Source organism: Acinetobacter sp. SwsAc2 (assembly GCF_013391465.1).
In the GTDB taxonomy this organism is placed as follows: domain Bacteria; phylum Pseudomonadota; class Gammaproteobacteria; order Pseudomonadales; family Moraxellaceae; genus Acinetobacter; species Acinetobacter johnsonii.
Window position 1 is genome coordinate 35,477 of the sequence record NZ_JACBEZ010000013.1, and the last position, 24,554, is coordinate 60,030.

22 protein-coding genes and 2 pseudogenes are annotated in these 24,554 nt (G+C 43.2%); 9 read left to right on the forward strand and 15 right to left on the reverse strand.

Annotated features, from left to right (window positions below; genetic code table 11):
- The first annotated feature begins 24 nt into the window (after nucleotides 1-24).
- The 4 genes from HYI04_RS07745 to HYI04_RS07760 all read left to right on the forward strand — a co-directional run bounded on the left by HYI04_RS07745 (nucleotide 25) and on the right by HYI04_RS07760 (nucleotide 3,897).
- Nucleotides 25-1,473, forward strand: a complete 1,449-nt coding sequence (locus HYI04_RS07745; RefSeq protein ID WP_159153378.1) for a coniferyl aldehyde dehydrogenase — start codon at nucleotides 25-27, stop codon at nucleotides 1,471-1,473.
- Nucleotides 1,474-1,632: 159 nt separating this feature from the next.
- Nucleotides 1,633-1,869 (forward strand): 50S ribosomal protein L28, encoded by a 237-nt coding sequence (gene rpmB / locus HYI04_RS07750; RefSeq protein WP_000048256.1) that lies wholly within the window; start codon nucleotides 1,633-1,635, stop codon nucleotides 1,867-1,869.
- 12 nt (nucleotides 1,870-1,881) lie between these two features.
- Nucleotides 1,882-2,037: a 50S ribosomal protein L33 gene (gene rpmG / locus HYI04_RS07755; RefSeq protein WP_003654787.1), complete on the forward strand. Its 156-nt coding sequence runs from the start codon at nucleotides 1,882-1,884 to the stop codon at nucleotides 2,035-2,037.
- Between the two features lie 144 nt (nucleotides 2,038-2,181).
- A complete protein-coding gene (locus HYI04_RS07760) occupies nucleotides 2,182-3,897 on the forward strand; it encodes a cation:proton antiporter (protein WP_159153379.1) in 1,716 nt (571 codons plus the stop codon).
- A 56-nt stretch (nucleotides 3,898-3,953) separates the two neighbouring features.
- On the opposite strand, the gene HYI04_RS07765 is transcribed toward HYI04_RS07760, so the two are convergent.
- The 6 genes and pseudogenes from HYI04_RS07765 to HYI04_RS07790 all read right to left on the reverse strand — a co-directional run bounded on the left by HYI04_RS07765 (nucleotide 3,954) and on the right by HYI04_RS07790 (nucleotide 8,966).
- Nucleotides 3,954-4,232 carry a hypothetical protein gene (locus HYI04_RS07765; protein WP_004692486.1) on the reverse strand — a complete coding sequence of 93 codons (279 nt, stop codon included), beginning with the start codon at nucleotides 4,230-4,232 and terminating at the stop codon, nucleotides 3,954-3,956.
- A 105-nt stretch (nucleotides 4,233-4,337) separates the two neighbouring features.
- Nucleotides 4,338-4,841, reverse strand: coding sequence for a DUF6586 family protein (locus HYI04_RS07770; RefSeq protein WP_004978994.1), 504 nt, complete (start codon nucleotides 4,839-4,841; stop codon nucleotides 4,338-4,340).
- Between the two features lie 75 nt (nucleotides 4,842-4,916).
- Nucleotides 4,917-5,280 (reverse strand): annotated as a pseudogene (locus HYI04_RS07775) (ASCH domain-containing protein).
- A gap of 41 nt (nucleotides 5,281-5,321) precedes the next feature.
- Complete coding sequence (locus HYI04_RS07780; protein ID WP_004692489.1) at nucleotides 5,322-5,582, reverse strand: RNA-binding protein; 261 nt, start codon at nucleotides 5,580-5,582, stop codon at nucleotides 5,322-5,324.
- 98 nt (nucleotides 5,583-5,680) lie between these two features.
- Nucleotides 5,681-7,669, reverse strand: a complete 1,989-nt coding sequence (locus HYI04_RS07785; protein ID WP_159153380.1) for an ATP-dependent helicase — start codon at nucleotides 7,667-7,669, stop codon at nucleotides 5,681-5,683.
- 155 nt (nucleotides 7,670-7,824) lie between these two features.
- Nucleotides 7,825-8,966, reverse strand: a pseudogene (locus HYI04_RS07790) (glycerate kinase).
- A 301-nt stretch (nucleotides 8,967-9,267) separates the two neighbouring features.
- Between HYI04_RS07790 and HYI04_RS07795 the strand changes: the two are divergent.
- Nucleotides 9,268-9,717, forward strand: coding sequence for a carboxymuconolactone decarboxylase family protein (locus HYI04_RS07795; RefSeq protein ID WP_148826765.1), 450 nt, complete (start codon nucleotides 9,268-9,270; stop codon nucleotides 9,715-9,717).
- An 84-nt stretch (nucleotides 9,718-9,801) separates the two neighbouring features.
- Here the strand turns inward: HYI04_RS07795 and HYI04_RS07800 are convergent, their stop codons facing one another.
- From HYI04_RS07800 to HYI04_RS07830, 7 genes are all read right to left on the reverse strand, one after another.
- Nucleotides 9,802-10,371 carry an HdeD family acid-resistance protein gene (locus HYI04_RS07800; protein WP_148826766.1) on the reverse strand — a complete coding sequence of 190 codons (570 nt, stop codon included), beginning with the start codon at nucleotides 10,369-10,371 and terminating at the stop codon, nucleotides 9,802-9,804.
- 119 nt (nucleotides 10,372-10,490) lie between these two features.
- Nucleotides 10,491-11,249 carry a hypothetical protein gene (locus HYI04_RS07805; RefSeq protein WP_159153381.1) on the reverse strand — a complete coding sequence of 253 codons (759 nt, stop codon included), beginning with the start codon at nucleotides 11,247-11,249 and terminating at the stop codon, nucleotides 10,491-10,493.
- 1 nt (nucleotide 11,250) lies between these two features.
- Entirely contained in the window at nucleotides 11,251-12,057 is an 807-nt protein-coding gene (locus HYI04_RS07810; protein WP_159153382.1) for an NYN domain-containing protein, read from the reverse strand.
- A gap of 96 nt (nucleotides 12,058-12,153) precedes the next feature.
- On the reverse strand, nucleotides 12,154-14,796 hold the full coding sequence (gene topA, locus HYI04_RS07815; protein ID WP_159153383.1) for a type I DNA topoisomerase: 2,643 nt from the start codon (nucleotides 14,794-14,796) through the stop codon (nucleotides 12,154-12,156).
- A 36-nt stretch (nucleotides 14,797-14,832) separates the two neighbouring features.
- On the reverse strand, nucleotides 14,833-15,282 hold the full coding sequence (locus HYI04_RS07820) for an ammonium transporter (protein WP_159153384.1): 450 nt from the start codon (nucleotides 15,280-15,282) through the stop codon (nucleotides 14,833-14,835).
- A gap of 70 nt (nucleotides 15,283-15,352) precedes the next feature.
- On the reverse strand, nucleotides 15,353-16,342 hold the full coding sequence (locus HYI04_RS07825; RefSeq protein ID WP_159153385.1) for a hypothetical protein: 990 nt from the start codon (nucleotides 16,340-16,342) through the stop codon (nucleotides 15,353-15,355).
- A gap of 179 nt (nucleotides 16,343-16,521) precedes the next feature.
- Nucleotides 16,522-16,767: a SlyX family protein gene (locus HYI04_RS07830; RefSeq protein ID WP_159153386.1), complete on the reverse strand. Its 246-nt coding sequence runs from the start codon at nucleotides 16,765-16,767 to the stop codon at nucleotides 16,522-16,524.
- A 35-nt stretch (nucleotides 16,768-16,802) separates the two neighbouring features.
- On the opposite strand from HYI04_RS07830, the gene HYI04_RS07835 reads away from it, so the two are divergent.
- Complete coding sequence (locus HYI04_RS07835; protein WP_159153387.1) at nucleotides 16,803-18,698, forward strand: ATP-binding cassette domain-containing protein; 1,896 nt, start codon at nucleotides 16,803-16,805, stop codon at nucleotides 18,696-18,698.
- Nucleotides 18,699-18,749: 51 nt separating this feature from the next.
- On the opposite strand, the gene HYI04_RS07840 is transcribed toward HYI04_RS07835, so the two are convergent.
- Nucleotides 18,750-19,100: a hypothetical protein gene (locus tag HYI04_RS07840; protein ID WP_159153388.1), complete on the reverse strand. Its 351-nt coding sequence runs from the start codon at nucleotides 19,098-19,100 to the stop codon at nucleotides 18,750-18,752.
- A 249-nt stretch (nucleotides 19,101-19,349) separates the two neighbouring features.
- Between HYI04_RS07840 and HYI04_RS07845 the strand changes: the two genes are divergently transcribed.
- Complete coding sequence (locus tag HYI04_RS07845; protein ID WP_178896054.1) at nucleotides 19,350-20,288, forward strand: lauroyl acyltransferase; 939 nt, start codon at nucleotides 19,350-19,352, stop codon at nucleotides 20,286-20,288.
- Nucleotides 20,289-20,578: 290 nt separating this feature from the next.
- Here the strand turns inward: HYI04_RS07845 and HYI04_RS07850 are convergent, their stop codons facing one another.
- Complete coding sequence (locus HYI04_RS07850; RefSeq protein WP_178896050.1) at nucleotides 20,579-21,688, reverse strand: endonuclease/exonuclease/phosphatase family protein; 1,110 nt, start codon at nucleotides 21,686-21,688, stop codon at nucleotides 20,579-20,581.
- Between the two features lie 185 nt (nucleotides 21,689-21,873).
- On the opposite strand from HYI04_RS07850, the gene asd reads away from it, so the two are divergent.
- Complete coding sequence (asd, locus tag HYI04_RS07855; RefSeq protein ID WP_004692521.1) at nucleotides 21,874-22,992, forward strand: aspartate-semialdehyde dehydrogenase; 1,119 nt, start codon at nucleotides 21,874-21,876, stop codon at nucleotides 22,990-22,992.
- 141 nt (nucleotides 22,993-23,133) lie between these two features.
- On the forward strand, nucleotides 23,134-24,501 hold the full coding sequence (locus tag HYI04_RS07860) for a FimV family protein (RefSeq protein ID WP_178896051.1): 1,368 nt from the start codon (nucleotides 23,134-23,136) through the stop codon (nucleotides 24,499-24,501).
- Nucleotides 24,502-24,554: the final 53 nt, after the last annotated feature.

Consider the following 24,554-nt stretch of genomic DNA (forward strand, 5'->3'; position numbering starts at 1 on the left):
TGAAATTTGAAATGGTAGTGCGGCATGAACAGTCAAACAAAAACAACTTCATTGACACCACATTCTTATGATATTCAGCACCTACATGATGTGCTTGAACAGCAAAAGCACGCTTATTTACGTTATCCATTGCCAACCGCAAAAGAGCGTATTGACCGTTTGGCACGACTTAAGCGTATCTTAGTTAAGTATCAAGATCAATTTGCAGAGGCAATTAATCAAGACTACGGCAACCGTTCCACCAGTGAAACCAAAATTGGGGAATTACTCACCTGCCTTGAACACATCAAATATTATAGCAAGCATTTAACCACGTGGATGAAACCCTCGAAACGTCACGTTTCCATCATTCACCAGCCGGCTAAAGCATGGGTGCAATATCAACCTTTAGGTGTGATCGGCATTATTACCCCATGGAACTATCCTCTATTACTCTCGATTGGACCCTTAATTTGTGCTTTGGCGGCAGGTAACCATGCCATGATCAAGATTTCTAGTTCATCGGGTAACTTTGGTCGCATCCTTGAAAAAGCGCTCTCTGAAGCCTTCCCTCAAGAATTAGTTTCCGTGACCAATGGCGGTGGTGCGATCTCGGATGCCTTTTGTCGTCTGGCTTTTGACAAACTGATTTTCACAGGTTCAACCAATGTCGGTAAAACCGTCATGTCTGCTGCGGCAGAGAACCTCGTTCCATTGATCCTCGAACTTGGCGGAAAATCACCAGTATTAGTACATCCTTCTATTCATTTACGGGATGTTGCACAGCGGATTGCTGCAGGTAAACTGTGGAATGCAGGTCAAACCTGTGTGGCACCTGACTATATGTTCTTGCCTAAAGGTAAAACTGCCGAGTTCATTGAACACTTCCGCGAGTGTGTGGAAGAGATGTATCCTGACATTCTGCATAATCCAGACTACACTTCAATTATTAATGACCGCCAATACAACCGCTTGCAAGGTTATCTTGAAAATGCACGTGAGCATGGAGCACAAGTGGTTGAAATCAACCCAGCCCATGAAACCTTCTCCAATACACGTAAAGTGCCCCCTACACTGTTAACTGGCGTCACGCCTGACATGCGTATTATGCAAGACGAAATCTTTGGACCACTGCTGCCGATCATGGAATATGATCAAATAGACGATGTTATCGAGTTTATTAATAGCCGTCCGCGTCCACTTGCATTATACTACTTCGACTTTGATCAGGCGCGTGCAGATTATGTTGCACAGCGTACTCATTCAGGGCATTTCGGACAAAACACGGTTTTGACCCATGTCGCACAAGACGATTTACCATTTGGTGGCGTTGGTGCATCAGGTATGGGGAAATATCATGGTCCAGAAGGTTTCTTCAGTTTGTCGCATGAACGGTCAGTGATGTCGAATCCCAAGTTATATAGCTTGAAATTCATTCTCCCACCGTTTAACAAACCAATTCACAAGTTGATTTCAAAGACCCTTCTTCGCTAAATGATCAAGGCATGACCTATCGCACGGGTTCATGCCTAGTTTTAATGAAAATCGCTTGTCTTTTAAGCGCATTTTTGGTATAAAACGCCCCTTGAATGATTTCATCCGTTTACTTAATAACTAGCGCACAATCGGTGCTGTCTAGCAATGGAGTTCACCATGTCTAAGGTTTGCCAAGTTACCGGCAAGCGTCCAGTCGTTGGCAACAACGTCTCGCACGCCAATAACAAAACCAAACGCCGGTTCGAGCCGAACCTGCATCACCACCGTTTCTGGTTAGAAAGCGAAAAACGTTTCGTACGTCTTCGTCTAACTACAAAAGGTATGCGTATTATCGACAAATTGGGTATCGAGAAGGTTGTTGCTGACCTACGTGCTCAAGGTCAAAAGATCTAAGGAGTCTGAACAATGCGTGATAAAATTCGCCTAGTTTCTACTGCTGGTACAGGTTATTTCTATACCACAACTAAGAACAAACGTACTATGCCGGAAAAAATGGAAATCAAAAAATTTGATCCAAAAATCCGTCAACACGTAATCTTCAAAGAAGCTAAAATTAAATAATTTTAGTTTTTTGGAAAAAACGACCTGCTTTAGGTCGTTTTTTTTTGCTTTTTTTTCGTTCGACTTGTTAAACTTTTAATCTCTTTTGGCACCTTTTGTGCTTTGCTTCTTTTTCACCCTTAACTTTTGCTTAAGGAGTTTTTAGTGCCTCATGACGTAGATCTCATTATATTACTTGCTGTCGGTTTTGGGCTCGCGCTCATTTTCGGCTATCTTGCCGTACGCTTACGCCTTCCCCCACTCATTGGTTATCTGATTGCGGGTATCATTATTAGTCCCAATACCCCGGGTATTGTCGCGGACATTCATCTAGCGAACCAATTGGCTGAACTTGGGGTCATGTTCCTCATGTTTGGTGTGGGCATGCATTTTTCCCTCAATGACTTATTACAAGTTCGACGCATTGCACTGCCTGGTGCTATTTTACAAATTGCTGTCGCGACCCTGCTCGGAATAGGCGTCAGTATGATCTGGGGTTGGAGTTTTGGCTCTGCCTTGGTCTTCGGCTTAAGCCTGTCCTGTGCCAGTACAGTGGTATTACTCAAAGCACTGGGAGACCGTGGTCTACTCAATTCGGTCAACGGTAAAATTGCCGTAGGTTGGCTCTTGGTTGAAGATCTGGTCATGGTCTTGGTGCTGGTACTCTTACCCGCTACAGCAGTGCTACTCGGTGGAGAGGCCCTTGCAGGCGGTGCTGATGATAACATTTGGCTTACCTTAGGCATCACCTTACTTAAAGTGGTAGGTTTCATCGCTTTTATGCTGATCATCGGGAAACGTCTTGTTCCAATGATCATGCAATTTGTTGCTCGACTTGGTTCACGTGAACTGTTTACCTTAACCGTGGTGGCTGCTGCGGTCTCAATCGCCTTTGGCGCGTACAAAATTTTCGGTGTTTCCATGGCACTGGGCGCTTTCTTTGCCGGGATGGTCGTTAAAGAGTCTGACTTTAGCCACCGCGCCGAAGAAGAAACTCTCCCTCTACGTGAAATTTTTGCCATTTTGTTCTTTGTTGCAGTGGGCATGTTATTTGACCCACGCATCTTAGTGGAACAACCTGTGCATGTGCTTGCAGTCGTTGCAATTATTATGATCGGCAAAACCATTGCCGCTATGGCACTGGTGCTCTTTTTTCGCTACCCCATCAATACGGCACTCACCGTCGGTGCTTCACTGGCACAAATTGGTGAGTTTTCCTTCATCTTAGCCACACTCGGGGTTTCACTTAAACTATTGTCCCTAGAAGGGCAAAACCTAATTTTGGCAGGAGCACTCATCTCCATCACCTTAAACAGTTTTGTGTTCTCCGCAATTGAGCCTGTACAACGCTGGATTCGTGAGCGCTCGCATCTAGCACGCTTACTGGAACGTAGTGGTGACCCATTGGCAATGCTACCTGATGAAGTTTCACAAGACTATTTACGTGATCAAGTGGTGATTGTTGGGCATGGTGAAGTTGGCCGTCGCATTACCAAACAATTGATGGCTGAAGACATTAAAGTAGTGATTGCGGAAGAAAACCGTGAAATTGTAGAAAACCTGCGTGAAAAAGGCATTGCGGCTGTTTCTGGGATGGCGACAGACCCTGGCGTACTGATTCAAGCCCATATTCAACATGCGCGCCTGTTGGTACTTTCCCCGATGGATATTTTAGATATTCATAAAATCGTGGATATTGCCAAAACCCTCAATCCTGAGATTCAGGTTTTGGTATGTGCGGAAAGCAAAGAAGAAGCCGAAGTGATTCGCCGCGATCAAATTGGTGAAGTTTATTTTGCAAAAGAGGAAATGGCGAAAAATATGAGCAATCATATTTTAAATCAAATTCAGATTGCACATCATCAAGCACCCACCCACTAACCAACCAACACTGGATACAAAAAACGCACTGTTCAGTGCGTTTTTTCTTATTCGGCTTAGCTGAAGAACTGTGGCTTTTCGTCCACCACTTCCGCTTGCCACTCGCCTACTTGTTTTTCAAGTAAGCCGTATAAAGCCGCTTGCACCATCTGCTGAGCAACGACTGTTGTCTGGTCGCCCAATAATGCTTTGAGCTCTTCATTAAACTGGATCGTGACTAAAGGCGCACTCTCCGAACCTGCGTTACGTAGTGCGAGCTCACCACCTTCAAGTTGAACCAATTCTAAAATGGCTTCTTGATTTCCAAATAATTCTTTCAATTGTTCTATAGACATATTTCCTCCATGTTCAACATGGTGGCAAAGGCAGTTGCACTTTGCTTCGCTTAGACTTATTGATATAAGGACAAATTTTCAAACTTCAAGCGCTGGTCATCGCTTTTAGAATTCAACCATCTCATTCCGAAAGCCATCGATCAACGCCGTTAAGTCTCGATGCCACTCACGTAAAATTTTGGTATCGGGTAACCATGCCTGAGGGGTTTGAGTTACTTTGATGATCAGATTCGATGAAGTTTCTGACTCAGGTTCAGGTGTACTCGGCTCTGGCGCATACTGACACAAGCGATAAGCACGTTTTAACTCGGCAATGAAACCTTCTTTCGACAGTTGTTGCATCACAGTCACTTCAGGCGAGACTTGGCCTTTAGCTGCCATATGCTCTTCTATGGACTTCAAGGTCGGGGTAAAGTCATTTAAGCGGTAGTAACGGACCAACTCTTGTAGAAACGCAAGCACCGCGCCATGCAAGTGAAACACAGCAGCCTCACGGTAAGCCTGAGCTTGTTGCACATGATCAATTTGTTCTGCTTGTTGACATGAAAGTCGAGCAAAGTAGAGTTTTTGGTTAGTGCGATCAGCATGGTAACGGGCAACACGAGTCATGAAGGGTGTTCCTAAGTTTTGGCGTTTATAACAATTCTAAGAGTAATCTTTCTATACAGCAGTGCATAATAAAAATTATGCATGATCTATTTCAATAAAATAAATCTTTCTTTTTGCTATGACAGGCATCGAAATATGGATTGGACGCACATTTGTGAGTACCCAAGCCCAATATCCCTCTTCCGAATATGATGCCATCGCCGAATCAAGCTCATCTTCTCTCCATGAGTGAATCGACTCAACATCAACCATAGCAACAGCATACCCCCAACTCTTCATCGTCCTCGTGGGTTAAATAGTGCTTATTTTCCACAATAATCAAATCTTTGAGCGGCCATTGCTCTAGTCGCCAAGAACGGATCTCTAAGGTTTTATTTCCTTGAGAAATTTGTCGTCCCATCGGTGCAACAATCGATAAAGCTGGATAGATTTTTTTCATTTTATCCCATAAAAAAGGAGCATCCATTGCTCCTTTTTTACTTATGCTTCTGGCTTCTCAGGCTTATCTTCCGCCTGTTTGACGCGAATACCAGTGCCATGTAAACGTAGTGTATTAAGACCTTTAATGGCTTTAATCGCTTCACGTGCATGCGGCATTTCAACAAAAGCAAAACCTTTCGATTTACCTGTTGCTGCATCAAGGATTAAATTACATGATGCAACTGTGCCATATTGCTTAAATAATTCAAGCAGTTCAGCTTCAGCCACTGTACGCTCTAAATTACGAACTAAAATTTTCATCTTACAACCTTCAAAAATAGGCAAAATCATCAAAAAGCAATCGCCTACGCTACTTTCTGAACATTGCACAACAAATACCACAATGTAATCTGTTTAGTTTAATCGAGATTAATCCCAAAATCTAAATTAATCGATTGGCGCTCAATTAAAGCACTCTTTACCGTTTGCTGACGAGGCTTATGATGGGTTTCCATGCTACACAAATTTCGGGTCAGATCATTTAAAAAGTAGCTTTCAACTTTACGCCCTTGCTCATCAATCACGTCTCGTGCCCATAGACTTAAATTTTGCTTGGTTAAAATCAGCTCATTCTGAGCACGGGTCAGTGCCACATATAAGACCCGACGCTCTTCTTCGACATCACTAAAATCACCTTGGGCACGTGCATGTGGATATTGCCCTGGGGTGACATTGACGACATAACAGACCTTTTGCTCTGTGCCTTTGGCCGAGTGAATGGTAATCAGGGTGACGACATCACTATCGGACTGGCGTTCGATTTCAGAAATCGACACAGGATCAAGCACATATTCCTCTAGAAACTCACTCAATTGGGTATGTTTAGAAGCCAATTGCTTCACCAGCTCAAAGTCACCTTGGCGTCGGTTCCAGTCTTTTTTATAATTTTCAGCCAATTGTGCTTCAATCGCTTGAATACCTAAACCGACGCAAGCCTGTACTTCCTGTTTCAGTACCGTCATTTGCTTCATGATCAGCACAGTTTCAGCAGGAATCCGTCCAAATTTTTCTAATTTATCAAAAATCAAATCAAACTCAGGCTCCAGTAAAAGTTGCTGAGCAAGACGGCTTGCACCGACATCTCCCACCCCATTCCACAAGGTAAGAAAACGCATCCATGCAATATCATCCAGAGGATTGGCAATCACGCGCAACAAGCTCAGTAAATCTTTCACATGCGCGGTTTCAAGCAGTTTCATGCCCCCAATAAAGCGATAGGGGACATTGGCTGCAATACATGCTGCCTCAATATGCCGTGCTGCAAAGCTAGAACGGACCAAAACCATATGATCCGACCATATACTGCCTTGTAAGTAATGGCGCTCTTTAATGTCGATCGCAATCCATTTTGCTTCATCAAACTCATTTGGGAAAATGTGCATGCGAGGCTTCACGCCCTCACCCCGATGAGCATCTAGGCGTTTGTTATATTGAATCTCAGATTGATCGAGCAGCCAATTTGAAAGGTCTAAAATTTCTTGGGTTGAACGATAGTTTTGCTCCAATTTAAACACCTGAGCATTCGGCACACGGTCTTTAAAATGGTGAATATTTTCAAAATCTGCCCCACGGAAACCATAAATCGACTGTGCATCATCACCCACGCAGAACAGGCTCACTTTGTCTTTAAGGGGCTCAAGCAAGGCCCACTGCAAAGGGTTGGTGTCCTGCATTTCATCGACCAGCATGTGTTTGCAGAGCGATGCCACATAGTCGGCTAAACCGTCTGACTGGTCGAGTGCTGAGGCCACGATCGCAAGAATATCGTCATAATCTAAAAAGCTACGGGCACGCTTACGTGTCTCGTACTCTTTCATGATTTCCGCAATTTGATCTTTAAAAGCCAAATGCTCAGGATGCTGTTTTTCTAAGGCATCACTCAGCTTCTGACGCGTATTTCGTGCAAAAGAATACAGATCACACAGTTCTTGCGGTTTAGGCAGCTGATTGGGATTTTTCTTATCATCTTTCCCACGAATCAGGCGGAACATCATCAGCTGATCATCACGATCAATAATTGAAAACTGCTCTAAACCAAAGGCTTTCGGTACACGGCGCAGCAGATACATACAAAAAGTATGAAAAGTAGAAGCACGCAGCCCTTTTGCCTGCTCACCTAAAGCCAGCTCCACTCGCGCCACGATCTCACTGGCTGAACGACGGGTAAAGGTTAAAATCTGAATTTGGTTGGCAGGAATCCCTTGATCAATTAGGTACGCCGCTCGTGCCACAATGGTTTTCGTCTTGCCACAGCCAGCCCCTGCGAGCACCAGACTGTGTTGCGACTCAGTCGTGGCAGCTTGTTTTTGTTGCGGGTTTAATTCATCAATTAGGCTGGCTAAACTCATAATCACTCATCAATTCGTGGATGCTACTAGTCTAACAAATCTATGACGTCAATATGAGGCTCCAGCAATGATTATCCATTTCTATCTAAAATACACCTTCAAATCTAGGGCTAAGACCTCATGCTCGAATCGCTTGCTGCCTCAAATATTTAAAATTAAGCTTGCTCAGTATGATTTAAAAGCAAAAGTCGAGTGATATCCTCACAACTGTTTTGCAAATTCTGTTCTGCATTTTTCAATGCTGTTGCTAAATCGCAGTCAGGTTCATTAATCGAAACAATTTGACTAAACCCTTCATCAAATAATGCCTCAATATCCTCCCCGACATGTCCAGCAAAGGCAATCACTGGTTTATTCAACTGCTTGGCTAACTGAGCCACCGCCCACGGCGTTTTGCCAAACTTGGTTTGGAAGTCGATACTGCCTTCACCCGTGAAAACATAATCGGCTTGCTTTATTTTCTCCGCCAGTTGAGTTTGCTCAATCACCCACTTCGCGCCAGACTGGAGCTTAGCGCCTGTAAAAGCCATCAAACCAAACCCTAACCCACCTGCGGCGCCTGCCCCTGCGACATTCCGTATCTGTAGATTAAGTTGTGTTTCCACCACATCCGCAAAGTGACTCAAACTTTGATCTAACTGCTCAACCATCTCTGCACTCGCCCCTTTTTGCGGACCAAACACATACGAAGCGCCTTGCATGCCACACAGCGGATTAGTGACATCGGAGGCAATCAAAACTTGAATCTTTTGCAAGCGTGGGTCTAAAGCCTGCATATCGATCTGTTCAATATCTCGTAAATGACCACCACCAACGGGCACGTCCCGCCCTTGTGCATCTAAAAACCTTATTCCAAGTGCTTGTGCCATGCCACTGCCTGCATCATTGGTGACACTGCCTCCAAGTGCCAAAATAATTTTGGACACGCCTAGATCCAATGCATGCCGAATCATTTGCCCCGTTCCCAAAGTCGTAGTCAGCAATGGATTTCGCTGTGCGGGCTCAAGCAGATGAATACCATTAGAATAACAGCCGTTTGCCCGCCATCAAATAAGCCCCAATACGTTTTCACTCGTTGTGATGGCAAGGGCCCCGTTACTTCACATTCGACTTTTTGGCCTGCTAAAGATGTTAATAAAGCATCGACTGTGCCTTCGCCGCCATCGGCCATGGGTACATGTATACATACAGTATCAGGGATTATATTTTGAATCCCGCGCTGCATCGCCACACAAGCCTGTTCTGCTGTCATACTTTCTTTAAAAGAATCAGGCGCTAAAATAAAAGTTGTCATCATCCATCATTTTTTAGAAAATTTAATTTATTAATAACACGATTGATAAATTTCCCGCCCGCATTTTTCTCTTTTCATTGTCCTTGGCACAGTTCGTTATCATTGAAGTTGAGTACATTTCGATAAAGTTAAAATAGCCTCAATGATTTTTTAATTTTAAACATAGAAGAGCTTTACTGTGCTGTCACCAAAACGACCACCTTAGTTCATTTGGTTTTAATGCATAAATTAAACAAAGTGCAAATCAATTAGCCGATAAAATCATCACTAAACATTCAACGCTCTTAAAAAAAATAGGTGATGTATGCAACGTATCAATTTGGGAAAAGCCGCACCTGAACTGTATAAAACAGTATTAGAACTCGAAAATTTATCCATGCAAAAAGTCCAACAAGCAGGTCTTGAGATTGGGTTTTCACACTTGCTGAAACTAAGAGCCTCACAGATTAACCAATGCGCGTTCTGTGTGCGTATGCATACACAAGATGCCATGAAAGCAGGTGAATCAATCGAACGGATTGCCCTCATCAGTGCATGGCAAGAAAATGGATATTTTTCCGAAAAAGAACGCGCTGCGCTAATTTTAATTGAAGAAATTACACTCATTGCCCAGCAGCATTTCCCCGATTCGGCGTATCAAGAAGCAGCAAAAACCTTATCCGATGCAGAAGTTGCCGCTATTGAATGGATCGCGATTGTGATTAACACGTGGAATCGTATTGCGATTTCAAGTCAATATGCCGTCAATCCATAAGCCTGCCATTCAGCTTTACACATGATATAAAGCACACGAAAAAAGGGAGCCTGCATGAGGCTCCCTTTATTTTTTAATCATGCTTTATTCAGATTGGCTTGCTGGTGGAATCTGCTTAATGGCTGCCGCTAGAGTCAGATAATTAATCCCTTGGAATAAAATATCAAAAGCAAGGAATAAGCCCAGCACCCAAAATGGAGCATCTGGTGTGGTTAAAATCATAATGCCCGCCAGCAGGGTTAAAACACCAGAAAAAAGTGTCCAGGCCCAACCTTGGAATGCTCGAAATAAGATTGCATTAAAGATACGAATGACCCCTGCAATAATCAGGAAAACCGCCAAAACACTGGTCAAAACAATGGCTGTTTTCACAGGTGTGCTAAATGCATAATACCCCGCAACCAAATACAACACACCAAACAGTGCCCATAACCAGCGAAAGCCACCCTCAAAAATTTTAAAGGCTGCGATGAAGTGTAGAACACCACCTATCATCATCAGCACGCCAAAGATAAACACTACGGATAAGGTGGCAAAAGGCAAAGCGGCCAAAAGAACGAAACCAAACAACACCAGTAAAATTCCTAAACCCAAATACCATTTACGATTTTCATGGAGTTGATGGCGAACTAAATCATTACCGACTGTTTTCATCTTCTTCTCAAGTTTGATTTTCGTTCACTTAGTTTTAACATGTTTTGCAGCGAACTTGTAGGCTTGTGTTTATCCACACAATCAATCCATGCTGTGGATAAACACAGCATTATCCACAGTTACTTTTTCCACCCAATTTCAATCGCAGTGATTTCATTCACCAATGTTTCATCAATCGATTCAGGCATTTTACTCTGTGTTTGTGAGGTTGGAATGTGCCCGGCCATTAATTCAGCTTTGGCTTGAGGGAACAGTGGTTGTTGATTTGGATAAGCATAACCCGCAGGATACATCGGCTGTCCTGTGGCTAAGTCGTATTTATCACTGGCACCAAAGGCATGTAAAAGTTCATGTGCAAGCACGACTTTGTTTTGTTCGGTTTGCTTGTTAGATGCAAATAAATTCACCGAACCGATGCGACCTTTTTGCAAAGCTGTCGAGTGTTTCAGCTCTTTGGTCAGTGCTGGGTCATAATAGTTCAAATACAAAGTAACAGTTGGTGCACCATCTGAACCTTGATGGTTTTTCCATGCATAATAACGGAACTTTAAACTCCACAAGACCGTATCCAATAAACTTGCCTGCTCAGGCACTTTCGGCGGTAGCTGTTTGAGTTCGCGCCCAAGTTGGAAATAAATCGCAATCGGTTGGCCGCGATATGTCGCCGACATCTGCTCTAAATAACCTTGTACCCCTTTTAAGTTCGCAGGCGTCAATTGCTGTATATATTGCTGAGTTGTGCCTTGCCCATCTGCATTAACTGGATGCAGTAATACAATAATGGGCTTGTTCCAATCTTGGTTCTGATCCCTGTAAGCATTCACAGCGACCACCAATAAAATCAGCAGCAAGATTAAAATACGAAGTTTTTTCCACATATTAAGAGACGCTCTGCTTTTTCATTTTTCTTAAATACATTTGGCTTCCATTCATTTTAGTCTCAAAAATACCTAAAGCTTTAACTAAACTAGATAATTTATCAAAACCATAGTTTCTGGTATCAAAATCAGGTTTCACAGCATTAATATAACCACCTACTAACCCTAAATACGCCCAGCCACTATCATCCGAATTATCTTTAACTGCTTTATAAATCAAATTTAAGGTTGCCCTATCAACTGTTTCTGGAATAATTCTTTCTTTGGGTTGGATTGCTGCTTTTTGATCAGTTGCTTTCAAGGTTTCTACTATTTTTTTGGCCGTAGATTCAGAAAGGAACTCATCTTCAATATTTTTAAGATCACTATCTGAAATTAAATTTTCTATATAAATGAATTTATCACAAGCTTTCTTAAAAGCCTCTGGAGTTTTCTTTTTCCCAAATCCATAAACACTTAAGCCATTTTCACGGATACGAGATGCTAAAGGGGTAAAATCACTATCGCTAGAAACGATACAAAAACCATCCAAGGCCCCAGCATAAAGTAAGTCCATCGCATCAATAATTAAAATCATATCTGTAGCATCTTTACCTTTTGTATAGGCAAACTGCTGAACTGGCGTGATTGCATGAGGTAAGAGAACCTCACGCCAATTTTTCAAAGTGTCGCTGCTCCAATCACCATACACACGCTTGACACTGGCAATACCATATTTAGCTACTTCTTCAAGTACTGATGGAATTGCACTAATAGATGAATTATCAGCATCAATTAGCACTGCAAATTTTTTTGTTTGTATTTCCACATACACCCCAAATATTATGATTATTTGAGAATCATTTTGACATAAAAAATGCCCACCAAAGTGAGCATTTCTTGATTATTTCTAAGCAATTAAAACTTAAGCTTCAACCCATTTTCCATCATTGAACACCAATGACCATTTGGTTTGCTTACCTTCAGGCGTTTCAGAACCAATATATTGCGCTTGATTCTTACGGCTAAATTTCACCAAAGTTGGATTCCCTTCAGGGTCAACATCAGGTGCTTGCAAAATAAACTGATACTTCGGATCGAGCTGATCGGCAACACTACGAAGTTCCGAAACTTTTGGTGCACGTGTTTCACGTACTTTCGGGAACTTACTTGCCGCCAAGAATAAACCAGCCGCCCCATCACGTAATACAAAAAAGTCATCATGCTTAGTTGAACGTAAATGTTCCATCTTAATCGGGTCTACACGCGGAGGTGCAGGCTGACCACTTTTTAAGACTTTACGCGTGTTATCACAGCTTGAGCAAGCAAAATAAGGACCAAAACGACCCGTCTTCAGCTGCATTTCCCCATCACACTTGTCACATGGAATGGTTGGGCCATCATAACCTTTGATTTTGAACTCACCTTCTTCAAGCTCAAAACCAGCACAGTCTGGGTTATTACCACAGACATGTAGCTTACGACCACCATCGATCACATAGCTGTCCATCGCAGTTTCACAGATTGGACAGCGTTTTTTCGACATCAAATCTGCTGTTTCTGCTGCGTCATCATCAGAAAGTGCGGCAAGTGATTCAACTGGTGTTAAGTTCAACGTGCCTTTACAACGCTCTTTCGGCGGTAAGTTATAGCCCGAACACCCTAAGAAGACACCTGTGGTTCCCGTACGAATCTGCATTGGACGGTCACATTCTTTACAATGAACCGCTTCCACCTCTACAGGTTGATTGCGGCGCATACCGCCTTCACCTTGCGCATTGGTCAGACGTTTTTTAAAGTCGCCATAGAAGCTGTCGAGCAATTCTTTCCAATTGCGTTCGCCATCAGCCACTTTATCGAGCTGACCTTCTAAGTCCGCGGTAAAGTCATAGTTCATGAGGTTATTGAAACTTTCATCTAAACGATCAGTAACAATCTCACCCATTTTTTCAGCAAATAAACGACGGTTTTCCAGTTTGACATAACCACGGTCTTGAATGGTCGAGATAATCGCCGCATAGGTCGATGGTCGACCAATGCCCTTTTTCTCAAGCTCTTTCACCAATGACGCTTCAGTAAAACGTGCAGGTGGCTTGGTAAAGTGTTGCGATGGATCTAATTTTTCAAGCGTCAGGATTTCACCCACTTTCACCGCAGGCAATAACACATCATCGTCCGACTTGTTTTGACCACGGACTTTAGTGAAACCGTCAAAGACTAAGGTGCGACCTTTGGCTTTAAGTTCAACACCGTTGGCATCCACTAAAATAGTCGATGACAAGTATTCTGCTGGTGTCATTTGACACGCGACGAATTGACGCCAGATCAAATCATACAAACGTTGTGCATCACGTTCCACACCCACCAAACTGTCGCCTTTTAACGCCACATTCGATGGACGAATAGCTTCGTGGGCTTCTTGTGCACCGGCTTTGTTACCATAGCGGTTCGGCTTAGCAGGCAGATATTTCGCACCAAACTCGGTATCAATATGATGACGTACCATATTCACCGCATCGTCACTCAAAAAGGTCGAGTCGGTACGCATATAGGTAATAAAACCCGCTTCATACAAACGCTGCGCCAACATCATGGTTTTCTTCACAGAAAAACCCAGACGTGTACTGGCTGCTTGTTGTAAAGTCGAGGTGATATACGGCGCGCTCGGATTCACCTTGGTCGGTTTATCTTCACGTGCTGAAACTTTGTAATCTGCGTCTTTAATGAGCTTTAGTAAAGCATCGGTATCGGCTTTATTACGTAGCTTTAAGGCTTTACCTGCTTGTTTGACGGCTTCTAAACGAATCTCATCGGTCTGCGACTTAGTGTCTGCAAAAACTTGCCAGTATTCTTCGGGAATAAACGCACGAATTTCACGCTCACGCTCAACCACCAGTTTAACTGCGACAGACTGAACACGACCTGCCGATAAACCACGAGCAATTTTTTCCCAAAGTAAGGGCGAAATCATAAAGCCGACGACGCGGTCTAAAAAGCGGCGTGCTTGTTGCGCATTAACTTTATCGATATCAAGGCGAGCTGGATGCTTGAATGCATCTTGGATGGCATTTTTGGTAATTTCATTGAACACCACACGTTGATAACGTGAGTCATCCCCACCAATCACTTCTTTTAAATGCCAAGCAATCGCTTCCCCTTCACGGTCCAAGTCCGTTGCGAGATAGACCTCGTCAACTTGCGAAGCAAGCTTTTTCAGTTCAGCAACCACATGCTCTTTGCCAGGAAGCACTTCATAATGTGCTTTCCAGTCATGCTCAGGATCAACCCCCATACGATTGACCAGTGCATTTTGTGCTTTTTCAGCTTTCTGAGCATCGGTCAGTTTGGTTCGTGTTGCTGGCTTCTTTTCTGCGGTCTTACTAGAACCACCTGTAGGTAAATCACGCACGTGACCCACAGATGACTTCACAATGTAATTCGAGCCTAAATATTTATTGATTGTTTTCGCTTTTGCAGGCGACTCCACAATCACTAAAGCACGCTTTTTCCCAGCCTCAGGAGAATCTGCTGTAGTACTTTTGGATGTGGACCGAGGAGCTTTCGCCATATTAACCGTTAATCCTGTTTCAATGGGTCTGTAAAATTAAAGTTCAGCCAAAGACTGTAAATATGCTTTAATGGCATCTAACTGGGTTGCTCTTAAGTCAGAATGCTCATCCCAATAGAGTCCCACGCAGTTTGCTTGCATATCAATAGCATAAATACCCTTTAATTCAATGGGTAAATGTTTAAACTTGTCATCACCTGTAATGAGTTCAAGCTGTTGATCAACAACGCGAGCGCGCATTAAAGGTAGGCGTGCTTCTGGAATCAGTACACTGTAGTACGCCACCATGCTGGCACGGTTTTCCGAAGCCATCGGTATTTTCGTCCAGTCAGGTGCTGCGACTAAACGCGGGTGTAAACCCATCTTGCGCGCTTTATCACGCATTTCACCTAAAGCTTTTTCTCTTGGACTTACACGAAGTCCAAAAATCGAGCCGAGGATGAATAAGATGATAAATCCGACAACCCAAATTCCAGTATTTTCCATAGCACAACCTTTTTATTCCTTTATTAGAGTTGCATAAGCACAATATAAAACGCAAGTTTGAACGATAAAATTAATTTAAGAACATTTCATGACTATATAGAACTTCATGTCCATTCCAGTAAATATAGCCTTTATCGAGTAACTCTTTCAGTAACATACGTACATCTGACTTCGGAAACATTTGCTCAAGCAAATCACGTAGTGCATAGATATCTTTGGGTTTATTGGTTTTTAACTCGCGTAGTTTTCGTGCGACCTCAAGCTGTACAGGGTCAATCTGTGCAAAGTTTTTAAACAACTCTTGTTGCGCGGACTGCGTATCTACAGTTGGTTCAAGCTTATCCACGACACTGTCTTTTTGCAGTTGCTGTAGCGCTTGTTGCATGCTTTGTGGCTGTGAAATTGGGTCTTGTTCATCTAAATTCAGTGCCAACCACTGCTTCAACACTTTTTTACGAAAGCGAATCTGCTCATCATAGCGTTTGATGATTTTGAGATTAATCAACATCCCCACTACCCGCTGCGTCTTTTCAGGTACGAGTTGCAAAATATTACTTATTGAGTTTTTTAGACCGTTCAATGTGTTCGGCTTACCTGACATTTTCCCCAAAGCATCACAATATTTTTTGACCATTTTTAAATAAGGCTGATTTTTGATGCTGTCTAAACTGGGAAGATGACGTTGACTTGGTAACGCTTCAGACTGAATGAGGATCAAATTGCTCTGAATATCCGAAGATTGCATTAAGTCCAAAAGTATTTCTGTTGTATTGACCGCAGAGATAATTTCAACCTGCGTCTCTGGCTCAAGCAAAGCCATTAACTGCCCCACCACCACGGCATATTCGAACTCTTTTTGCTCGGCTTTGGGCGTGTCTAAAATCACCACTTGACCACTACTGATCCAAGCAGCCAGTTCCGTCAAATCTTGCAATGCATACTCAAATTGACCTTGGCAATGAAACAAATACAAAGTCGGATAATGCTCCACAATCTCGCGCAACAATTTGGCCGTCGGAACATTATTTTCAAGGTCAAGAAGAACAACTTTTTGAGTCATAGGACAGTTTTTATGGGATGCACCAGAAAGCGGGTATTAGAGTAGGAACTGCATCAAAGGTCAAATGATTTCGTCAGTCAAATCGAGCTTTGAGTTGGGTAAAACAAAAAAAGAGACAAGACTCAGCAATATCCACAACCCACATCACAGCTTTTTTTAGCCCCAGACAGCAAATGAACTTAATAATGTGGCGGACGATCAGCCATCGGGTCAAATGTCGCAATTCCATCGGACAAATCTGAAGATTCAACACGTTGATACAAAATTTGCATTTGTTTTTTTAAATCAGCAATTTCCAGCCCTTGAATCACCAATTGTTTATTGAGTTGTTCAACTAAATCATCTAAAAATGCAATTCGGACTTGCAAATCTTCAATGGGTGCGGACAATGGCGCTTGATTATCAATATTTTGTTGTTTAGACACTTCAAGTCCTCATTTGAGATTTTTCAGGAAACATTATGGCCTATATTACTTTAAGGGATGTCCAACTTGCGTTTGGTGGACCTGCCTTGCTTGACGGCGCGAACTTTTCATTGGAGCGCGGTGAACGAGTGTGTTTAATTGGTCGTAATGGTGAAGGTAAGTCTACTTTACTTAAACTGATCGAGGGAAGCCTATTACCCGATTCTGGTGAAGTTTCTCTACAAAATGGCATCACCATTTCGATGTTGGCGCAAGACGTGCCGATGGACTCGGGCAAAGTGGCGGATATCGTGGCAGACGGCGCAGGTGAAGCCGCAGATGTGCTCAGAGCTTATCATGAAGCTAGTGATGCTTGTGTACTTGGAGACATGGAAGCGTGTGACCGCATGGGTAACTTGCAACACAAACTAGATCAGTTAGATGGCTGGGCTTTAGAAACCAAAGTCAATTCTATTTTAAGTAAAATGGGCCTAGACCCAGATGCCGATTTGGCCGACTTATCGGGTGGTCGTAAGCGTCGTGTGCTGCTTGCTCGTGCGCTTCTTACCCAACCCGATGTGCTATTGCTAGACGAACCAACCAACCATTTGGACGTTGAAAGTATTGAATGGCTAGAGAAGTTTTTACTTGATCAAAATAATTTAACTTTACTGTTCATCTCGCATGACCGTTCATTTGTAGATAGTATTGCAACTCGTATTGTAGAGCTTGACCGTGGCACTTTGCGTAGTTACGAGGGTAACTACTCACGCTACCTCGAACTAAAAGCACAGCAAATGGAAGCTGAGGAAAAGCAGAATGCACTGTTTGACAAACGTTTAGCTGAAGAAGAAGTGTGGATTCGCCAAGGGATTAAAGCGCGTCGTACCCGTAACGAAGGTCGTGTACGTGCCTTAAAAGAATTACGTGAACAGTCGAAAGCGCGCCGTTCGCAGCAAGGCAAAGTCAGCATGGCAACACAAGACGCTAGCCGTTCAGGTAAAGTAGTCTTTGAAATTGAAAACTTAGCTGTGCAATTTGGCAACAGCGCTCCAATCATCAAAGATTTCTCGGCACTGGTATTACGTGGTGACCGTATCGGCTTAGTCGGTGACAACGGTGTGGGTAAAACCACGCTCATCAAAGCTATTTTGGGTGAGCAAGAACATACTGGTACTGTGAAAACAGGTACGCAATTGGAAGTGGCTTACTTCGACCAATTACGTAATGCTCTCGACCTTGAAAAATCAGTCAAAGATAACGTGTCAGAAGGTTCAGACCATGTCGATGTGAATGGTAACCGTCGTCACATTTACAGCTATTTGCAAGATTTCTTGTTCTCACCAGAACGTGCGCGTACACCAGTCAAAGCTCTTTCAGGCGGTGAGCGTAACCGTATTCTTTTAGCCAAGTTACTACTTAAGCCATCTAACTTAATCGTGATGGACGAACCCACCAATGACTTGGATATGGTGACACTAGAGCTACTAGAAGAAATGTTGTCCGACTACAAAGGCACCTTACTGCTTATTTCGCATGACCGTGCCTTTATGGATAACGTGGTCACCTCAACTTGGGTGTTCGATGGTAAAGGCAATATCGATGAATACATTGGTGGTTACCAAGATTACTTACAACAGCGACCAGACCAAACTGCGGTTGACCAAAAAAGTGCTGTGAAAAAAGCAGCGGCGAAAGCTGAAGCGAACGCAGCACCTGCTAAAAAAGTCAAACTCAGCTATAAAGATCAACGTGCGCTTGAACAACTGCCTGCCGAAATGGAAGCACTGGAAAAAGAGCAAGCGGAAATCAATGCCTCACTTGCAGATGGTTCATTATTTATTTCAGATGCAGACAAGGCGATGACGTTGTCGAATCGTTTGACTGAAATTGATGAGCTATTGCTGGAAAAACTGGAACGTTGGGAAGAACTGGAAAATTTAACCAAATAATTTTTCGTAAGCTCCATAAAAAAACTCCGCACAATGCGGAGTTTTTTATATTTAACGCGGCTGACGATGCCCACCACCGCCAGGATGTATGCCAGCACCTCCACCTGGATGTATCCCACCCCCGCCAAGATGAATTCCACCACCACCTGGATGACTACCTCCTGGATGCAACCCACCTCCACCAGGCTGCCCTCCTCCTGGATGGATATGATCAGGATGTTGCCCCCCTGGATGTCCACCGCCATGACCATTAGGTGGTGGACGATGGTCTTCTAGTGGAAAGGGTGCATACCCTGTCCAACCAAACCCATGATAATAATGATTATAATCATCATATGGACTATAGACACAGCCCGTTAAAGCAATAAATAGCACACCGCAACTGCTGATGTTTTTTAGCATTTTTATCTTCCTATTCTTATCTTTCTTCTTAGTATTGTGAATTTCACCCAAATTAAAACAAAACAAATGTTGCGAGATGTTTAGACCATGTTCTCCACTGAGCATGAATACAGTTTCACCCACCTCATAAAAACCATCACAACTTGATATGAGAAGGTCTTGTACAACAGCTTCATGGCGAAGATTGCATCTTCATTCTTGCTTCATGCTAAACTCGAAATATTCTTTTTTCAGCCTTTATCGCAATTTATGAGTTCAAAGCCAGACTATCAACCCGGTGAATTTCAGTGGTCTTTCCTACAACCTAAATATTGGGGTGTTTGGATCGGTATCGTCTTTCTCATGATATTGGCGATTCTCCCATGGGCAATTCAACACCGACTGGCAACCCTCTTAGGCAACCTCAGCTTTAAATATCTGAAGTCACGACGTAAAACCACTGTTCGTAATCTGGAGGTGTGTTTCCCTGAATGGTCGGCCCAAGAAGTCCTTGAAAATGCCCGTTTAGTTTTTGTCGATCAAATGCTGGGCGTATTTGAAACGCTGAATGCGTGGTATAGCCCAAAGTGGTTTACTGGCCGTGTCAGTATTGAAGGTTTAGAACATATTCAAAAAGCACAAGCAGAAGGTAAAGGCGCACTGCTTTTAGGAACCCACTCTACTTTGCTCGATGCGGGTGGTTATCTATGCGCACAGTATTTTGAACCAGATGTGGTGTATCGCCCACAAAATAATCCACTGCTGGATATGCTCATCTACCGCTGCCGCGCCACCATTTATGCACATCAAATTGATCATGATGACATGCGTGGTTTGGTCCGCAACTTAAAAAATGGCCATGCCATTTGGTATAGTCCAGATCAAGACTTTGGCTTAAAACAAGGTGTTATGGCGCCATTTTTTGGCGTTCCCGCAGCGACCGTTACAGCACACCGTCGTTTATTGAAAATGACCAAAGCCGCAGCCATTCCTCTGTATTTTTATCGTGATGGTGATATTAAAAACCCAAAATACAAAGTGTTGATTGAACCTGCGGTGGAAAACTTACCCAGTGAAGATGAAGTCGATGATGCGACACGCGTGAATCAAATTATTGAAAATCAACTCCGTATTGCTCCGACTCAATATATGTGGTTCCACCGTCGCTTTAAAACTCGCCCTGCAGGCTATGACAAGATTTATTCTTAACAAAAAGGGCTGATTAAAAAAAGTAGAACCCGAGTTCTGCGTCCTGCAAAACTCGGGTACATGAGGTTGTGCTTTCAACGTTATTCTTGTTTTATTCGGTGGCATTCCATACCTACATCATATCCATGATGATTTCCATCAGCTTCAACTTCCATACTGGGATGATCCATTCCCGCTCCATCTGCTGATGAGACTAGAATACGGGCATACCAAATGACTAACCATTCGTCAGATTCCCAAATCCCTGTAAGCCATATCCTACACTGATGAAATCCGAGCGCCCCATATGTTTACTGGTAATCTTTGGCAATTTTATCTGTCACCTGCTTACCTTCTCGTTCCGCTTTCTCAATTCCATCTTCAATCGCCTCCTGCGCTTCTTGCTCATCGGCTTCGGTTTGCTCTAGCTCTTCTTGCACTTGCTCAAACACCCGACCAGTTTGAAGCACCACATATTCAGGGAAATGATCTGAACCAATATGTGGTAAACGCTGCATCTGAACTAAGGCAAAATCCGTACTGTGAAAAACATGATCCAGTGACCAGCGCAGTAAGGGATAGTCTGCATGAAAAGTATTGACAAAATGTCGTCCGACTCGGGGGTCTAGCAGCCCACTGATCCGTTGAAAAAGTCGTGTCGTGCGCGACCATGCCACATCATTCAAATCCCCCATCACAATGCAGCTCTCATCCAAATCTTTAATCTGATCCCCGACTATCAATAATTCAGCATCACGTAAAGTAGAGTCTTTGGCTTCGGTCGGACTTGGCGGTTTCGGGTGTAAGCAGTACAGTTGTACTGGTTGTCCTGACCTTAATATGACTGTGGCATGAATCGAAGGAATTTCATCGCTCAAAATAAACTTAACTTCAATATCTTTAAGCGCTAAACGACTGTACAAATGCATGCCATACAGATTATCCAAAGGCACTGCAACCCGATAGGGATAGTCATCTTCCAGTTCACTCAAGGCTTGTTCCCAATGTGCATCCGACTCTAAAGTCAAAATCAAGTCCGGTTGATGCTGATGAATCTGTTGCAGCAATAAGTGATATTGAGTATTGGGCGTTAGTACATTCGACACAATTAAAGAAATCTGACGTTCTGGCTGTAACTCTGTTTTAGCAACCGTTTTCACCTGCTTTTTCCATACAAAGGTATAAGGCAACACCATTTTGAGTTGGTACGACACTGCCGCAATTAACCCCAGCAAAATGACTTCACGCACCCAATTCCAAGGTGCATCCCAAATCAACATCAAGATAAATGCAATCAATCCCAATGCCAAAATCTGTAAGCGTGGAAAATCTGCGCCTCGAAACCACCATTCATCTCGTGGAATCAGTGACCAGAAGCTTAACCAAATCACAACACATGCCAGCAACTCAACCCAGATCATAGATAGCCACTCTTATATTCTTAATTTTTTGTAGATTCATAAATTAATATCAATTTTGCATGTAACATAAACAAGATATATTGCACAATATAATTGCTGTTTTCATTGTGTAGTGCTTGCAGTTAAGCGCTCTTTTGATACACTCGAATCCCCTTTTAATTTTTAACGCACCGAGGCAAAGTGACATGAAAGTAGGTCTGGTCGGTTGGCGCGGGATGGTTGGTTCCGTCCTAATGCAACGTATGGTTGAAGAGAATGATTTTGCTCATTTTGAGCCATTTTATTTCTCTACCAGTAATGCAGGCGGTGAAGCGCCTGCGTTTGGCGGTAAAACTGCCCCAGCACTTATGGATGCATCAGACATTAACAGTCTGAAGCAAATGGATGTCATTATTACCTGCCAAGGCGGCGACTATACCTCAGAAGTTTTCCCGAAGCTCAAAGCAGAAAACTGGACAGGCTATTGGATTGATGCGGCATCTACACTTCGTATGGAAGATGAAGCCATCATCGTACTTGACCCTGTCAACATGAACGTGATTAAAGATGGTTTAGTGAACGGTACCAAAACATTCGTGGGCGGTAACTGTACAGTTTCACTGATGCTGATGGGCTTAGGCGGTTTATTCCAAAACAATTTAGTGGAATGGGCAACCTCGATGACTTATCAAGCAGCATCGGGTGCTGGTGCGCAAAATATGCGTGAACTCATCTCTGGTATGGGCTATTTGTACAACAACACCAAAGATTTGTTAGATGACCCACGCTCTCCAATTCTAGATATCGACTCTAAAATTGCGGAATTACAACGTGGCGAAGGTTTCCCTTCAGCAAACTTTGGCGTGCCATTAGCAGGCTCACTCATTCCTTATATCGACAAACAATTAGACAGCGGTCAGTCGAAAGAAGAATGGAAAGGTCAAGTTGAAACCAACAAGATCTTGGGCAACCAGCAAATCGTTCCGATTGACGGTCATTGTGTGCGTATTGGTGCGATGCGTTGTCACTCTCAAGCTTTAACATTAAAGCTGAAGAAAGACGTGCCTCTTGATGAAATCGAAGATATGTTACGTAGCGCAAACCAATGGGCAAAAGTGGTTCCAAATACCCGTGAAGCGTCTATGACGGACTTAACACCTGTGGCTGTAACGGGTACATTAACAGTTCCTGTTGGTCGTCTACGCAAATTGAATATGGGCAAAGAGTACTTAGGTGCTTTTACTGTCGGTGATCAATTGCTTTGGGGTGCTGCGGAACCCTTACGTCGTATGCTCCGTATCCTGATTGACTACAAAAATACTTAAGCATTTACCCGCTAAAGTATTAAGCCGATCACACTTGATCGGCTTTTTTTTGTAACCCTGATGTTAACGTTTTACAAATAACACACAACTCGCTAATCTATAATTTTCGCTTTGCGATCTGTGACCGAGCTAAAGATTAAGATGACCGTAAATAACAAATTAAAGATAGCCATTTTAGCCATTATTGCTTCGCAAAATGTGAATGCGATCACTGTTGATCCTATTCAAATTCAGTCTGCGCCTGGGGAACTGTTGTATGCAGAATTGAACTTTCACGATGCCGATCCGAATGCTCCGATTCAAGCCAGTCTAGCCAGCGCAGAAGATTTGATGTCTCTTGGTGTCATGCATCAACCGCCCAGTAATCTGAACTTTTTTACCCGTCGTACCAGCGCCAGTACAGGTGTGATTACAATTACCTCTTCACGTCCTTTAACGGAAGCAGAACTGAACATTGTCGTCAAAATCAAAGAAGGCAATGCGGCACGGCTACAGCATATTAAAACAGCCAATAAACGCTCGACAGCACTTCAAGCCCGTACGAATAATAATGAAAAAGCCTTAAAACCGGTGGTGATTGTCAACGAAAAAGATATTGCGCTAAACTTACCTGTCAGCACACAATTCAATAGCTTAAAAACAACAGCTGCGCCGATGACAAATACAACACCACTCAAACTCAATAACCATACCCCACCAAGCATGAGTGCGACCGCTATTGCAGCACCAACACAAGTTATTTCAGTAGCCTCTGCACAAATTGCAGCAGCGGCTCAAACTTCAGCTCCACGTGTTGAACCTATTACGCAAGCAAAAAAATCAGCAGATCCGTTGGTGCAAAAGTATGCCGATTCAGTCCAAAAATCAGATGCACCAATTTCTGCACAGGCCAACCCACAAACTATTCCATCGACAGCAAAAACAACACCTGCTGCCCCTGTAACTACTGCACGCCAAGCCGCACCTCAAAGTGCCCATGTTGTTCGGTCGAATGAATCTCTATGGGGTATTGCATCGCGTATTGCTGCTGAAGAAAACCGTCCTGTCGGTGAAGTCATGCAACAAATTAAAGCTAAAAATGAACATGCCTTTATTCAAGGTGACGTAAACCGCTTACGTCGTGGTGCTAACCTCAATTTAACGGGTCTGCAAACAGCCAAATCAGAGCAAAAAGTCTCCGTTTCATCACTTCCAAAACAAAGCTCACAGCAATCCGGCAAGGCGAAATACCGCCTCAATCAAGCCGAGATGAGTTTGGTTGCAGAGAAAGAGCAAGATTCAGGCCACGGTTCTGCCAAGAAGTCGACAGAAAAGAATCAAACATCAAACGAGTTGTCATTAAAAGTTATGACATCCCGTGAAAAAACCGTTAAATTACAGAGAAACGTAACACAATTAGAAGTGGCACTTAATCAGAAAGATCAGAGAATTCAATTACTAAACACTCGTCTTGCACAATTGCAACAACAATTGAAAGCACAACAAACTGAGAAAAAGCCAACACACTAAAGTGTTATTTTGATTATTTGATTTTGGATGAACTTGCACAAAGACAAGTTCAA

Coding starts and splice junctions, on each gene's coding strand:
- topA (WP_159153383.1), bottom strand. CDS start 14,796: ATGGCGAAAGCTCCTCGGTCCACATCCAAAAGTACTACAGCAGATTCT.
- HYI04_RS07745 (WP_159153378.1), top strand. CDS start 25: ATGAACAGTCAAACAAAAACAACTTCATTGACACCACATTCTTATGAT.
- HYI04_RS07860 (WP_178896051.1), top strand. CDS start 23,134: ATGACCGTAAATAACAAATTAAAGATAGCCATTTTAGCCATTATTGCT.
- rpmG (WP_003654787.1), top strand. CDS start 1,882: ATGCGTGATAAAATTCGCCTAGTTTCTACTGCTGGTACAGGTTATTTC.
- HYI04_RS07850 (WP_178896050.1), bottom strand. CDS start 21,688: ATGATCTGGGTTGAGTTGCTGGCATGTGTTGTGATTTGGTTAAGCTTC.
- asd (WP_004692521.1), top strand. CDS start 21,874: ATGAAAGTAGGTCTGGTCGGTTGGCGCGGGATGGTTGGTTCCGTCCTA.
- HYI04_RS07840 (WP_159153388.1), bottom strand. CDS start 19,100: ATGCTAAAAAACATCAGCAGTTGCGGTGTGCTATTTATTGCTTTAACG.
- HYI04_RS07770 (WP_004978994.1), bottom strand. CDS start 4,841: ATGACTCGTGTTGCCCGTTACCATGCTGATCGCACTAACCAAAAACTC.
- HYI04_RS07845 (WP_178896054.1), top strand. CDS start 19,350: ATGAGTTCAAAGCCAGACTATCAACCCGGTGAATTTCAGTGGTCTTTC.
- HYI04_RS07795 (WP_148826765.1), top strand. CDS start 9,268: ATGCAACGTATCAATTTGGGAAAAGCCGCACCTGAACTGTATAAAACA.
- HYI04_RS07825 (WP_159153385.1), bottom strand. CDS start 16,342: ATGACTCAAAAAGTTGTTCTTCTTGACCTTGAAAATAATGTTCCGACG.
- HYI04_RS07835 (WP_159153387.1), top strand. CDS start 16,803: ATGGCCTATATTACTTTAAGGGATGTCCAACTTGCGTTTGGTGGACCT.
- HYI04_RS07765 (WP_004692486.1), bottom strand. CDS start 4,232: ATGTCTATAGAACAATTGAAAGAATTATTTGGAAATCAAGAAGCCATT.
- HYI04_RS07800 (WP_148826766.1), bottom strand. CDS start 10,371: ATGAAAACAGTCGGTAATGATTTAGTTCGCCATCAACTCCATGAAAAT.
- HYI04_RS07820 (WP_159153384.1), bottom strand. CDS start 15,282: ATGGAAAATACTGGAATTTGGGTTGTCGGATTTATCATCTTATTCATC.
- HYI04_RS07780 (WP_004692489.1), bottom strand. CDS start 5,582: ATGAAAATTTTAGTTCGTAATTTAGAGCGTACAGTGGCTGAAGCTGAA.
- HYI04_RS07805 (WP_159153381.1), bottom strand. CDS start 11,249: ATGTGGAAAAAACTTCGTATTTTAATCTTGCTGCTGATTTTATTGGTG.
- HYI04_RS07785 (WP_159153380.1), bottom strand. CDS start 7,669: ATGAGTTTAGCCAGCCTAATTGATGAATTAAACCCGCAACAAAAACAA.
- rpmB (WP_000048256.1), top strand. CDS start 1,633: ATGTCTAAGGTTTGCCAAGTTACCGGCAAGCGTCCAGTCGTTGGCAAC.